The sequence below is a fragment of the Halorientalis pallida genome (assembly GCF_049605515.1).
GTDB lineage: Archaea > Halobacteriota > Halobacteria > Halobacteriales > Haloarculaceae > Halorientalis > Halorientalis pallida_A.
The window spans coordinates 3198658-3211036 of record NZ_CP187158.1; the positions used below are offsets into that span (position 1 = coordinate 3198658).

Sequence of the window (12379 nt, forward strand, 5' to 3'; positions counted from 1 at the left end):
TAGTACGATGCCACGATGCGACACGTAACGGTTCGGCTCTCGCTGGAGGCGCCGCAGTTCCACCCGTTCGTGGGGGAGTTGCTGGCCGACCCCGTGGTGTCAGTCCAGCGGGTCCACCGGGCGGATCTCCTCGACGACGGGACCCTCGTGGTCCTCGCGGAGGGGAACGGTGATCGGGAGCGGTTCGAGTCCATCGTCGGCGCCGCGGACCCGGTTCGTGAGTGCAGTCTCTCCGGGGAGCGCACGTGGTACGCCTACCTCTCCATCGATCCGACGGAGTTCGCGCGGACGCTGATGCAGACCCGCCGCTCCTCCGACGTGTTCGTCAAGTGGCCCATCAGTATCGTCGATCAGAAGACCGTCGAGGTGACCTACGTCGGACACGACAGCGGGTTCCGCGAGAAACTCGCGGAGTTGCCCGAGGCCATCGACGTGGAGATCGTCCGGACCGGCACCTCCTACCCCGACGCCGCGCAACTGCTGGAGAAGTTGACCGAGCGCCAGCGCGAGATCTTCACGGTCGCCGTCGAGCAGGGCTACTACGCGGACCCGCGGCGAGCGACCCACCAGGAACTGGCCGACGAACTGGACTGTTCGGCCGCCAACGTCGGCGAACACCTCCGGAAGATCGAGGCGACCGTGTTCCGCGAACTCCGCGCGCTGGACGGCACCCCGGACCTCGACAGGGACGACGCGGCCAGCTCCGTGAGCGATCTCTGAACGCGGGTCGAACTACGGCACGTCGGCCGCCGCGTCCTCCCGCGGTCGGAACTCGAACCGGGCACCGCCGCGGTCACCGTCTCGCTCGGTGTCCTCGTTCGTCGCCGACCTGCCGTCGGCCACCGCAGTCGCGTTCTCGACCGTGCTGTCGGCCACCGACACGTCCCAGCCGTGGGCTTCGGCGATCTCCCTGACGATGGTGAGGCCGAATCCCGTCCCGCCCGTCTCGGTCGTGAAACCGGACTCGAAGACGGTCTCGCGCTCGGACTCGGGGATCCCCACGCCGTCGTCTTCGACGTAGAACCCGGTGTCGCCGTCCACTCGCTGCCTCTCGCTTTCATCCGGACTCTCGGCCCGGATCGGTCCGACCGTGACGCTCACACCGGGGCCGCCGTGTTCCACGCTGTTCCGAAACAGGTTCTCGAACAGCCGGCGCAGTCGGTCGGGGTCGGCCTCGACGCGGGCGTCGTCGGCGACCGTGAGCGTCGCCCGGTCGGTCCGGACCGTCGCCCACGCCTCGTCGGCGACGGTCGCCAGCGAGACGGGTTCGGTCTCCCCGACGGTCCGTCCCTGTCGGGCCAACTCCAGCACGTCGTCGATGATCGTCTCCATGCGGTCGTGGGCGGTCTCGACCCGGTCGAAGGCGTCCTCGTCGCCGGTGCGGCGGGCCTCGTCGAGGTAGCCCTCGGCGATCTGGAGGGGGTTCCGGAGATCGTGGGAGACGACGTTCGCGAAGTCTTCGAGCCGTTCGTTCTGGCGTTCGAGTTCCCGTTCGCGGCGCTTCCGGTCGGTGATGTCCCGGGAGTTGACGACGATGCCTCTGACGACGGCGTTGTCGAGCAGGTTCCGCGCCATCCCTTCGAGGACGTGCCACTCGCCGTCGGCGTCGACGATCCGGAACTCGAAGCGCAGGGTCGCGCCGGGGTCCTCGGCGAGCGACGCGAACCGCTCGCGAAGCTGTGGCCGGTCGTCGGGGTGGATGTGGTCGGCGACGCGTTCGCCGGTGATCGTGTCGGGGTCGATCCCCAGCACCGTCTCGTGGGAGGGACTGGCGTAGGTGACCGTCCAGTCCTCGTCGAGGACGGCGATCACGTCCATCGAGTGCTCGATGAGCTCCTGATAGCGTTTCTCGACCTGACGGCGCTCGGTCACGTCCCGCAGGAGGACCAGACTCCCCAGTCCCTCGTCGGTCTCGGACAGCGCCGAGCGGTTGGCCGCCAGGTAGCGGCGCTCGCCGGCCACCTCGACCGACAGTTCCGTCCCGGTCGCGTCGTCGCCGTCGAGGAGCGGTTCGATCTCGGGAAGGACGGTCCGCACGTCGGCCCCGATCACGCGCTCGTCGGTTTCCAGGAGCCACTGGGCGGAGGGGTTCAGGTCGACGATCCGCTCGTCGTCGCCGAGGACGACGTACCCCTCGCGCATGCTCTCGACGACGCGCGTCCGGGCGATGGGCTCCAGGTCGAGCAACTGGTAGCGTTTGATCGCGAAGATGAACGCGGCGACGGAGAAGGTAAACGCGATGGGCGAGAGTTCGACCGTGGCGTGGGGCCCCAGTCCGAGGACGACCCAGAGGCTCACGACGATGGGTGCGGCAGCCGCGACGATCAGCGCCGCCATCTGGCTCCGGTAGAGCGTCGGCGAGGTGAGCATGAAGCGCCCGAGCAGGGCGACGCCGAGCAGGGCGACACCGAACGCGACGCCGATGAACAGGTAGTAGGCCACCGTCTTCTCGTAGGTCAGCGAACTGAACGAGCCGTGGTCGACGACGGCCGGTGCCGCCCACATGAGCTGGTGCAGGCCGTTCGTGAGCGCGAGAACCGTCCCGACACCGAGGACCACCGTGAGCGACCCGACCACCGGCACCGTCAGCAGGTCGTCGTAGTCGGTGTAGCTGGCGGTGAACACGAACCAGCCGATCACGACGATAGGGGTCCCGACGTAGGTCCACTGCTCGGCGACGACCATCACCGAAAACGAGGTCGCCGACACCTGCACCAGCGCGGCGCCCGCCCACACGAGCGTCCCGAGGCTGACGACGGCGAGCGAACCCACGCTCGTGTCCCAGCCCCGGCGGCGCGCGTCGTACACCAGGTACCCGCCGAATACGAGACTACACAGTACCGTCACTGCGAACGGGATCGTGTACGGCGTGAATTCCCAGGCCATCTTCGGTGCCAGCGACCGACCGCTGAGTACCCCCACTTTCGACTGCGCAAGCATCAACTTCGTGTTCCGTTTCCGATGCTGATAATCGCAGATATCGGGGAGGGGAGCCGAAAACGTCGGACCAGTATCAATCGGACGAAACGCTCGTCGGGTTCGTCCCGCGGTCACGGACGGCCCGGAACCGCTCGCCCGCCGTGTCGGGGGCGTCGATGGCGTCGGCGATCCGACCCGAGAGCCACTCGTCGGTCGCGTAGCGGTCGTAGACGGGCAGGCGCTCCCGCAGGGGCACGCCCGCGTGGTCGGCGACCGCCCGGAGTTCGTCCAGCCCCGGCCACTCGTAGTCTGGGTTGACGTGATCGACGGTGACCGGCGACACCCCGCCGAGGTCGTCGATCCCGCAGTCGACCACCTCGCGGGCGGGCGCGAGGTTCGGGGGCACCTGCACGCTCACGGACTCGGGCAGGCAGTCCCGGGCCATCGCGACCGTGCGCCGGAGCGTGTCGACGGTCGGTGAGCCGCCGCGCCAGCGCTCGTTGTCGACGACCGGCTGGACGATCACCTCCTGAATATGCCCGTAGCGCTCGTCGAGCTCGCGGATCGCGAGCAGCGACTCCGCCCTGTCCGCCCAGTCCTCGCCGATCCCGACGAGGATGCCCGTAGTGAAGGGCACGCCGAGTTCCCCCGCCGTCCGGATGGTCCGGAGCCGCTGCCCCGGGTTCTTTGCACGAGGGCCGCCGTGGGCCTGTACCTCGGCCGTGGTCTCCAGCATGACGCCCATCGAGGCGTTCAGGTCCGCGACCTCGGCCATCTGCTCGCGGGTCTGGTCGCCCGGATTGGCGTGGGGGAGCAGTCCCTCCTCCAGCGCGATCTCGCAGGCCTCCCGGAGGTACGTGTGGATCGAGTCGTGGCCCCACTCCGCGAGCCGGTCGTGGATCTCGGTGTACCGGTCGTCGGGGTCGTCGCCGAAGGTAAAGAGCGCCTCCGTACAGCCGGCGTCGGCCCCGCGCCGGACCGTCTCCCGGATCTCCTCTTTACTCAGGAGCGTGGCCTGCCCCGGCGGGTCGTAGTAGGTGCAGTACGTGCAGGTGTACCGACAGGCCGTCGTCAGCGGCACGAACACGTTCCGGCAGAACGAGAGTTCGGGGGCCGGGTCCACGTCCGCGGGCGTCACGTCGAGCAGTCGCTCGATGTCCTCGTCGGCAACGGTCACGTCGACGCCGTACTCGTCGGTCCCCGGAATCACAGATCCCAGTCGGGGTCCCCGCCCCTTCACTCTTGTGCGCGCGTCGCGGTCGCGCGCCCGTCCGCGTCGACCACGAACCCCGCCTCGACCAGCCACTCCCGGGCCCGTCCCTCGCCGTGCAACAGCACCTCCACGAGGTCGTCGGGCTCGTCCACGTCGGTCCCGAGCCGGAAACTGTCGACCTCGGTCACGTCGGCACCGACCGCCCGGGCCGCTCGCCGGTGGTCGCGGATCGACGCGCCGTGGTAGTCCGTCCGGAACTCGGGGTGGCGAGTCACGATGGCGTTGGTCCCGCCGCCACGACCCGGGGCCAGCACCACGTCGCCCTCGGTCGCGAACAGTCGGTCGAGCGCGGCCGGCGTCGCCAGCGCCAGATCGGCCATGACGATCCCCACGCGCTCGGCACCGCCGTCGACGGCATCGTCGAGCGCGGCGTTCACGGCCTCGGTCAGGGGTCGGTCGTCGATCCTGACGGGGGCGTCCACGTCGACGGCCGCCGTCGCGAGGACCTCGGGGTCGTGGCCACTCTCGCGAATCGCGTCGAGTACGTCCGCACACATCGCGCGAGCAAACGCCGTCCGTTCGGCAGCAGTGAGTGTCCCCGCGAGCCGGGTTTTCGGCTCGTCGACAGCCAGGGGGACGAGAACGTCCATCAGCGCAGTTTGTCGTAGTCGTCCTGCTGGTTGCGCCAGTACCAGACGCCGCCGCCGATCAGCGCCAGCACGAGGATGCCCACGCCGCCGTAGATGAGCAACTGGGTCGTCTGCTGGGACTGCTCGGCCTGCTGGGCCGCCTCCTGTGCGCTGTTTGCCTCCCGGATCGCGCTCGCGAACTGCCCGCTGTTGTAGAACTCGATTGCGCTCTGGTAGTCGGTCCGGGCCGAATCCGGGACGCTCCCGGCCTCGTCGATGGCCTGCTTGGCCTGGTCGATCTGCTTGCGCGCCTCCTTGCTCTTTGCGGTGTAGTAGGGGACGTTGATCGTGTCGACCTTCGTCTCACCGCTGTCGGTCACGCGGTAGAGCGTGATCGCAGAGAGGTTCTGCTGGGGGTCGTAGTTGTACACCGACCGGTTGGGCATCGTGCCGGTGATGGTGAGCGTGATCGACTCGTCGTCGTTGCTCTGGCTCACCGTGGTCTCGATACTCCCGCCCGACCCCGACTCGTTCTCGATGCTCCCGGAACCGAACTTCCGTTTGCTGATCTGCCAGGTGCGCTCGCCGGTCAGGTTCGTCTCGGCCCGGAGCGTCCACTCGCTGGGCGCACCCTCGTAGGGATCGTCCAGCGTCACCGTCACGCTCGTGCCCGTTTCGGCTTTGACTTCGCTGGGCACGTTGTCCTCCGTGACCGTGACAGCCGCCGCTGTCCCCACCGCGCCCACGACCGCGACCGCGAGTAGTACGAATACGATACTCCGTTTAGAACAGGGGATCGAGTTCATCATCATCGTCCTCGACTAACTCCTCTAAATTCGCTTTGCTTTCCTGCCGGATTTCGTCGATGTTGTCCTGGGCCTCGATGGCCACCTGCTGGAGTTCCTTGATGCGAGGCACGTTGTGGACGCCCGACAGCAAGATCACACTGGCGACGTAGCCCGATTCGGGGACCGGGTAGTCGCCACCGCGGACCTCCATGCTGCCGGTCTGCTCTTCGAGCCACTTCCGGCCGCGCTCGATGCCTTTCCGGTTGAGGTGTTTCGGCGGGCCACTCAACACGAGCAGTGCCCGTTCGGCCCCGTCGATCTCACAGGGCAGCGTCAACCGCCCCAGCGCCGCCTTGCGGACGAGGCTGGTGATGCGGTTCGTGGTGTTTGCGGTGTCCATCCCGTCGTCGGAGTCGTCGCCCTTGAACCGCGAGAGCAACCCGCCGCCGCCCTGCTCGGGTTCGACTTCCTCGGCGGCGTACCCGACAGTGGAGACGCCGCCGCCCGCGAGCGTGTTGATGATCTCGCTGGAGTCGACGACGCTTTCGGCGACTGCACCGCCCTGTTCGACCTCCCCAGCGCCAAAGAGGATGCCGAAGCGCTTGACGATCTCGTCGTTGATCTCGTCGTAACCGCCCTGGACGGACTCGCCGGATTTCCGCCAGGCGTCGTTGTCGAACACCAGCAGGTTGTCGACCTCCCGGACGAACGTCTGGAAGGATCGCGCGGCGTTGAGCGTGTAGATACCACCCTCGTCGCCGCCGGGCAACACGCCCAGTCCGTACACCGGCTCGGTGTAGATGCGTTTGAGATGTTTCGCCAGGACGGGGGAGCCCCCCGACCCGGTCCCGCCGCCGAGACCGGCGACGATGAGGAAGGCGTCGACTTCGTGAACCGGGATGTTGTCGATTGCACCCTGGATCTCGTCGATGTCTTCCTCCGCGATCTCGGCACCGAGTTCGTTGTCGGCACCGACACCGTGTCCTTTCACCCGGGCCTGTCCGATCAACACCCGGTTGTCTTCCGGTACGCGCTCCAGTCCAAGTAGGTCGGCTTTAGCGGTATTGACGGCGACCGCGGAGCGGACGATCCCGCTCCCGGTTCGCTCGTCGTACTCCAGGAACTTGTCGACGATTTTCCCGCCCGCCTGGCCGAAACCGATCATCGCGAGTTTCATGACTCGTCTCCGTGTGAGAGGAAACAGTCACATTACGGCTATAAGTTTTACCCCCAAATATCAGCAAATAGAATGCCGAGTTCAACACACAACCGCCTGAAAGCAGCCCGGTTAATCGGGGCTTAGCGTCCCGAAAAATGGGTGCTTACGCCCGTGTGTCCAGGTATTCTCCCAGTGTGGTCAGGTCCTGGCCGTCGACACCGAACGCCGCCACGTCGTTGTCGCTGGTCGTGTTGTCGAACTTCAGCGACCGGTACTGATCGCCGCCCATCGGGAACCCGGGCAGCGAGCCCGCGACTTTGAGGCCGACGCCAGCCAGCCCCATCGGGACGGGGAGGATGACGCTCCCGCGAACCATCTTGGCGATCTCCCGGAGCGACAGCACTTCGGGCCCGCCGATCTCGTAGGTCTCGCCGACGTGCTCGTCGTCCTCGACCGCATCGGCCAGCATCGGCACGAGGTCGCCGACCCAGACCGGCTGGAAGTTCGTCTTCTTGCCGCCGCCGGGCAGCGGCGCGAGCCCCGGCGGCGTGAGTTTCTTCGTGAACGAGACGAACTCGCCGCCCTCGCCGAACACGACCGAGGGACGGAAGATCACCCAGTCGAGTTCCGAGGCGGTGACGATATCCTCGGCCTGGCCTTTCGCCTGGATGTACGCCGTCGGCCCGTCCGGATCGGCACCCAGCGCGCTCATGTGGACGAGTCGGTCGACGCCGTGTTCCTCGGCCGCCTGGACGACGTGGCGCGCCCCCTCCGTGTGGATCTCGAAGTGCTTCTCGTTGCCGCCCTTGGGCTTGAACAGCGGCGAGAGCGCGACCAGGTACACCACCGCGTCCATGCCCTCGAAGGCCCCTTCGATGGAGTCGTAGGCCGTCACGTCGCCCGACACCGTGTCGACCCCGGCTGGGAGGCCCTCCCCGGACGGGTCCCGGGAGAGGACCGTCACGTCGTGGCCGCGGTCGTCTAGCTCCCTGCTCAGGTTCGTCCCGATGAAACCACTGCCGCCGACGACGAGAACGTTCATACGGGCTACTGTTCGTTTTATATATGTTTAAAAGTATCGTGCGACTGGTCAGGTACCCGACGATGGGCGGACGAGGCGGTGTTTTCAGGGGCCGAGAACCGTCCGCAGGTATATCAGGTCCGCCGAGGGATTTCGGGTATGACACTGGTCGTTCCGTTCGACGGGTCGCCGCTGGCCGAGGCGGCGCTGGTTCGCGCCACGGAGTTCGGGATCGTCTTCGAGGAGAACGTGCTGGCCGTCAGCGTGATCCCGAAGGGGAACGCCGAGTACGCGCGCGACCACGACTGGATCGAGGCCAACGAGGACCCGGAGCTGAAGACCGTCGTCTCGCGGCTCCACCGACAGGTGACCGACCTGTGCCCGACCGCGAACTTCCGGCACCGCGTCGTCGACAAGCGCGCACCCTCCGGTGAGATCGCGAACCGCCTGCGGAAGGTCGCCGAGCACGAGGACGCCTCGATGGTGTTCATCGGCAGCGAGAACGCGGGCCACCTGGTCACCTCGCTGTCAAGCGTCGGCAGTAGCGTCGCCGCCGAGGAGTCCTACGACGTGGTCATCGTCCGGGACCGCAGCCCCGCCAAGATCGCGAAGCTCAAAGACGCCTCGCCCCACCGGAAGGGCAAATCCGACTTCTACCTCCCGGACTGACCGGGAACGGCCGATTTACAAGCACCGACCGCCCAGCACTCGTATGCTCATCACGCTGGAGGGGATCGACGGCAGCGGCAAGACCACCGTCTGGGAGGGCCTGCACGACGAACTCGACGGCGGGGTCACCTTCACGCGCGAGCCCACCGACTCCTGGTACGGCGAGGCCGTCGCCCGGTCCATCGGCGACGACGACGCCGACCCGCTCGCGGAACTGTTCCTCTACACCGCCGACCACGCCGACCACCTCTCGCGGGTCGTCCGGCCCGCGCTGGAGGCCGGCGATCTGGTGATCTCCGACCGCTACTCGGATTCGCGGTACGCCTACCAGGGCGCGACCCTCGACGGGACCATCCACGACCCGATGGCCTACGTCCAGCGCGTCCACGAACCGTTCACGCGCGCGCCCGATCTGACGCTTTACTTCGACGTGGACCCCGAGACGGGTGCCGACCGGAGCGGCGCGACCAACAAGTTCGAGGCCGCGGACTATCTCGCCCGGGTGCAGGACAACTACGAACGATTGATCGAGGCCGACCCGGACCGGTTCGTCCGGATCGACGCCACCCGGTCACCCGAGGCGGTCCTCGCGACCGCGCGCGACGAGATCGAGCGCCGGCGCTAGGTTCGCTGCCGCCGGTTGTCCGGAACGCTCACGTCGTCGGGGGCCGGCATCCAGAAGAAGTCGAAGGCGATGCCGACCGCGAGGGGCACCAGCACCGTCAACGCCAGCACGGTGCTGGCGCTCCCGAGGTTCGGGCCCAGCACCGACCCGAGCAGGATCGTCGTCCCGACCAGCGGGACGGGCGTGAGGACGACGGCGTAGAGCGCACTGCCCCACTGCGTGTTCAGCCGGACGCGGAAAAACCGGGTCGCCAGCGCCGCGATGGCAGTGTTGAGTCCCACGATGACCAGCAACCCGGCGATGTCGACGGCCGAGACCATACCCCGCGTACGGCCCGGGACGCCTTGGGGGTGTCGGATTCCCGAGCCGGCCCCCGCGTTTAAGCGCCGTCGCGTCCTGTGTGAGGCCATGCACCGGGTCGTCGGTGAGCGATCCATCGCGGGCCCGAGCGAGGCCGACACCGCCCGCACGCTCCTCGCGGAGCTGATCCGCGCCCGCGTCTTCGACGACCGGGCCTTGGCCCTCCAGCGCCGGGGCTGGATGAGCGGCTACCCCCCGTTCCGCGGGCAGGAGGCCTCGCAGGTCGGTGCCGCCCGTGCGATGGCCGCCGACGACTGGCTCTTTCCGACCTACCGGGCCAACGCCCTCCAGCTGGCCCGTGGCGTCCCGGCGACCGATCTCCTCCGCTTTCGGCGGGGCCACCCCGAGTTCCACTCGAACCACGACCTGCCGGTCTTTCCCCAGGCCGTGCCCATCGCCACGCAACTCCCCCACGCCGTCGGGGTCGGGATGGCCGCGGACTACCGCGACGCCGACCACGCCGTCCTCGCCTATCTCGGCGACGGCGCGACCAGCGAGGGCGACTTCCACGAGGCGATGAACGTCGCGGGCGTGTTCGACGCGCCGGTCCTGTTCTTCTGCGAGAACAACGGCTGGGCGATCAGCACGCCCCGGGAGCGCCAGACCGCCGCCCCCTCCATCGCCGCGAAGGCCGAGGCCTACGGCTTCGAGGGGCGACAGGTCGACGGCAACGACCCGCTGGCGGTCCGGGCGGTCGTCGCCGACGCGCTCGACCGCGTCACGAGCGAGGGGCCGCTCCTCGTCGAGAGCCTGACCTACCGGCAGGGGCCACACACGACCAGCGACGACCCCGACCGCTACCGGGACGAGCCGGCCCTGCCCGACTGGCGCACCCGGGACCCCATCGACCGCTTTGCCGAGTTCTGTCTGGACGAAGGCGTCGTCGACGAGCGATTCCGCGACCGCGCTCGCGAGGGTGCCGAGCGGGCGGTCGACCGGGCGGTCGCGGCCGCCGAAGCAGTACCGGCCCCCGATCCGAGCGACGTGTTCGAGTTCGCGTACGGGACACTGCCGCCGCGGCTGGCGTCCCAGCGCGAGGCAGTCCGCGACCGACACGGCGGCGAGTGACGGGCCGTCCCCGGCGATCACCGCCGACCGACTACTCCAGACAGATGTAGGTCCGCGTGTCCGCGACGCCGTCGAGGTCGCGCACGTCCGTCGCGACCGAGTGCATCACGTCGTAGACCTCCTCGCCCTGGGCCTCGATGATGATGTCGTACTTCCCGGCGACGATGTGTGCCTCGGTGACTCCAGAGAGCGACCGCGTCGCTTCCAGGAGCGCCTCCGATTTGCCCGCCGCCGTCTTCACCATGATGTAGGCCCGGACCATGGCCCTTGCTACTCTACCACACATCAAAAGCTTTTATCCGGACGCGACGCCGCCACGTCCCCGAATCGACGGGTCGCCGGGATAGCTTTAAGCCGTCCCGTGGCAGAATGTCCCATATGAGATTCGTTATCGTGGGTGCCGGTCGCGTCGGGCTCCGGACCGCCCGCGTCTTACAGGAGAGCGGCCACGAGGTCGTCGTCGTGGAGAGCGACCCGACCTCGGTCGACCGCGCCCGCAAGGAAGGGTTCGACGTGATCGAGGGCGACGGCTCGACCGAGGAAGTGCTCGCGAAGGCCGACCTCGCGACCGCGGACGCCCTGGGCGCGCTCTCGGGCGACCTGAACGACAACTTCATCGCCTGCATGATCGCCAAACACCACGGCTGTCGCACGGTCTTGCGCATCGACGAGGACTACCGCGAGGACATCTACCGGAAGTACGCCTCCGAGGTCGACGAGGTGATCTACCCCGAGCGGCTGGGTGCCATCGCCGCCAAGAACGCGCTGATGGGCGGGTCGATCCGCGCCGTCGCCGACATCGCTCGCAACCTCCAGATGGTCGAGTTGACCGTCACCGCCGACTCGCCGATGCAGGGGTACACCCTCAGCGAACTCGAACTGCCCGCCAAGTCCCGCGTCCTGGCCTTCGGCAAGCAGGACGCCGCCTACGGCCTCCCCGACGCCGACGCCTCGCTGGAGGCCGGCGACCGACTGGTCGTCCTCGCGGACTTCGGCGTGCTGGACGACGTGCGCCGCATCGTCGTCGGTGACAGTCAGGGCCGCGCCGCGGCCGCCGGAGGTGTCTGACCGTGGTCGTCGCCTACGTCATGGTCAAGGCCCACGCCGGTGACGCCGACCGCATCAAGGCCGACATCGACGCCGTCGACGGCGTCGTCGAGTCCTCCATCGTCGCCGGCGACGTGGACTTCATCGCCAAAGTCGAGGTCGACTCCCCCGCCGCCGTCAAGGACGTGGCCGCCTCCGGCATCCAGGAGATCGACGGCGTGGAGAGTACGCAGACCTACATCGCGATGGACTAGCACCTTTTTACTTCGTCGGGTGCCGCGCTTTGCGCGGCACCACTCCTCGCAAAAACGTGCGTGAAAAACTCCCCGCGAGTCGCGCCTGCGGCGCGCTCCGCGCGCCGGATGCTGGCAGCGACCGCACCGCCACCGCGACCGCACTGCAACCGCACCGCCACCCCTCCGGTACGCACTTGTTCCTGCCAGCCGACACCGTCCGACATGGCCCGGTCCCTGACCCGCCTCGATGCCATCACCGGCGGACTGGCGCTGCTCACCGCGCTAGCCGGTGTCGTCGTCTACCCCCGCCTCCCCGCCGAGATGGCGATTCACTTCTCGGCCACTGGACAGCCCGACAACTTCGCCCCGAAACCCGTCGCGGTGGCGGCCATACCGGTCGTGATGATCCTCACCCACCTCGTGATGCAGTGGGCGGCGCGAGTCGACCCACCCACCGATCCGCGAACGATGACGGGGATCACGGTCGCGACGATGCTCCTGCTCGCGGCGGTCCAGGGGCTCGTCCTCGCGTGGAACCTCGGCTACGCCGTCCCGTTCGACCTCGTACTGGTCGGTGTCCTGGTGTGGGGTGCGCTGGTGGCTGGCTACGGCATCGTCCGCGAGTACGGGCTCGGGATCTGAGCC

At 68.1% G+C, this 12379-nt stretch carries 15 protein-coding genes; 7 read left to right on the top strand and 8 right to left on the bottom strand.

The window, feature by feature from the left end:
• Positions 1-15 precede the first annotated feature (15 nt).
• A complete protein-coding gene (locus ACOZ4N_RS18125) occupies positions 16-720 on the top strand; it encodes a helix-turn-helix domain-containing protein (protein WP_424017765.1) in 705 nt (234 codons plus the stop codon).
• 12 nt (positions 721-732) lie between these two features.
• Here the strand turns inward: ACOZ4N_RS18125 and ACOZ4N_RS18130 are convergent, their stop codons facing one another.
• The 6 genes from ACOZ4N_RS18130 to ACOZ4N_RS18155 form a co-directional block, all read right to left on the bottom strand.
• Positions 733-2940: a histidine kinase N-terminal 7TM domain-containing protein gene (locus tag ACOZ4N_RS18130; protein WP_424017766.1), complete on the bottom strand. Its 2208-nt coding sequence runs from the start codon at positions 2938-2940 to the stop codon at positions 733-735.
• Between the two features lie 73 nt (positions 2941-3013).
• A complete protein-coding gene (cofG, locus tag ACOZ4N_RS18135) occupies positions 3014-4129 on the bottom strand; it encodes a 7,8-didemethyl-8-hydroxy-5-deazariboflavin synthase subunit CofG (RefSeq protein WP_424017767.1) in 1116 nt (371 codons plus the stop codon).
• 26 nt (positions 4130-4155) lie between these two features.
• Positions 4156-4782 carry a 2-phospho-L-lactate guanylyltransferase gene (gene cofC, locus ACOZ4N_RS18140; protein ID WP_424017768.1) on the bottom strand — a complete coding sequence of 209 codons (627 nt, stop codon included), beginning with the start codon at positions 4780-4782 and terminating at the stop codon, positions 4156-4158.
• Positions 4782-5459 (bottom strand): hypothetical protein, encoded by a 678-nt coding sequence (locus ACOZ4N_RS18145; RefSeq protein ID WP_424017769.1) that lies wholly within the window; start codon positions 5457-5459, stop codon positions 4782-4784. The genes cofC and ACOZ4N_RS18145 overlap by 1 nt, the downstream gene beginning before the upstream one ends.
• An 85-nt stretch (positions 5460-5544) precedes the next feature.
• Complete coding sequence (locus ACOZ4N_RS18150) at positions 5545-6726, bottom strand: tubulin/FtsZ family protein (RefSeq protein ID WP_424017770.1); 1182 nt, start codon at positions 6724-6726, stop codon at positions 5545-5547.
• 145 nt (positions 6727-6871) lie between these two features.
• Positions 6872-7750: a complex I NDUFA9 subunit family protein gene (locus ACOZ4N_RS18155; protein WP_424017771.1), complete on the bottom strand. Its 879-nt coding sequence runs from the start codon at positions 7748-7750 to the stop codon at positions 6872-6874.
• A gap of 138 nt (positions 7751-7888) precedes the next feature.
• Between ACOZ4N_RS18155 and ACOZ4N_RS18160 the strand changes: the two genes are divergently transcribed.
• Positions 7889-8398 (top strand): universal stress protein, encoded by a 510-nt coding sequence (locus ACOZ4N_RS18160; RefSeq protein WP_424017772.1) that lies wholly within the window; start codon positions 7889-7891, stop codon positions 8396-8398.
• A gap of 43 nt (positions 8399-8441) precedes the next feature.
• Positions 8442-9023, top strand: coding sequence for a dTMP kinase (gene tmk / locus ACOZ4N_RS18165; protein ID WP_424017773.1), 582 nt, complete (start codon positions 8442-8444; stop codon positions 9021-9023).
• Here the strand turns inward: tmk and ACOZ4N_RS18170 are convergent.
• Positions 9020-9343, bottom strand: coding sequence for a hypothetical protein (locus ACOZ4N_RS18170; protein ID WP_092688667.1), 324 nt, complete (start codon positions 9341-9343; stop codon positions 9020-9022). The two genes, tmk and ACOZ4N_RS18170, sit on opposite strands and share 4 nt — an antisense overlap.
• 88 nt (positions 9344-9431) lie before the next feature.
• Between ACOZ4N_RS18170 and ACOZ4N_RS18175 the strand changes: the two genes are divergently transcribed.
• Positions 9432-10451 carry a thiamine pyrophosphate-dependent enzyme gene (locus ACOZ4N_RS18175; protein ID WP_424017774.1) on the top strand — a complete coding sequence of 340 codons (1020 nt, stop codon included), beginning with the start codon at positions 9432-9434 and terminating at the stop codon, positions 10449-10451.
• A gap of 31 nt (positions 10452-10482) precedes the next feature.
• Here ACOZ4N_RS18175 and ACOZ4N_RS18180 read toward each other — a convergent pair whose 3' ends face one another.
• Complete coding sequence (locus ACOZ4N_RS18180; protein ID WP_424017775.1) at positions 10483-10713, bottom strand: Lrp/AsnC ligand binding domain-containing protein; 231 nt, start codon at positions 10711-10713, stop codon at positions 10483-10485.
• A gap of 116 nt (positions 10714-10829) precedes the next feature.
• Here ACOZ4N_RS18180 and ACOZ4N_RS18185 point away from each other — a divergent pair, with 116 nt between their 5' ends.
• From ACOZ4N_RS18185 to ACOZ4N_RS18195, 3 genes are all read left to right on the top strand, one after another.
• Positions 10830-11519, top strand: coding sequence for a potassium channel family protein (locus tag ACOZ4N_RS18185; protein WP_424017776.1), 690 nt, complete (start codon positions 10830-10832; stop codon positions 11517-11519).
• Positions 11520-11521: 2 nt separating this feature from the next.
• The gene (locus ACOZ4N_RS18190; RefSeq protein ID WP_424017777.1) at positions 11522-11752 is read left to right on the top strand and encodes an Lrp/AsnC family transcriptional regulator; all 231 of its coding nucleotides are present in this window, start codon (positions 11522-11524) and stop codon (positions 11750-11752) included.
• A 204-nt stretch (positions 11753-11956) separates the two neighbouring features.
• A complete protein-coding gene (locus ACOZ4N_RS18195; protein ID WP_424017778.1) occupies positions 11957-12376 on the top strand; it encodes a DUF1648 domain-containing protein in 420 nt (139 codons plus the stop codon).
• Positions 12377-12379: the final 3 nt, after the last annotated feature.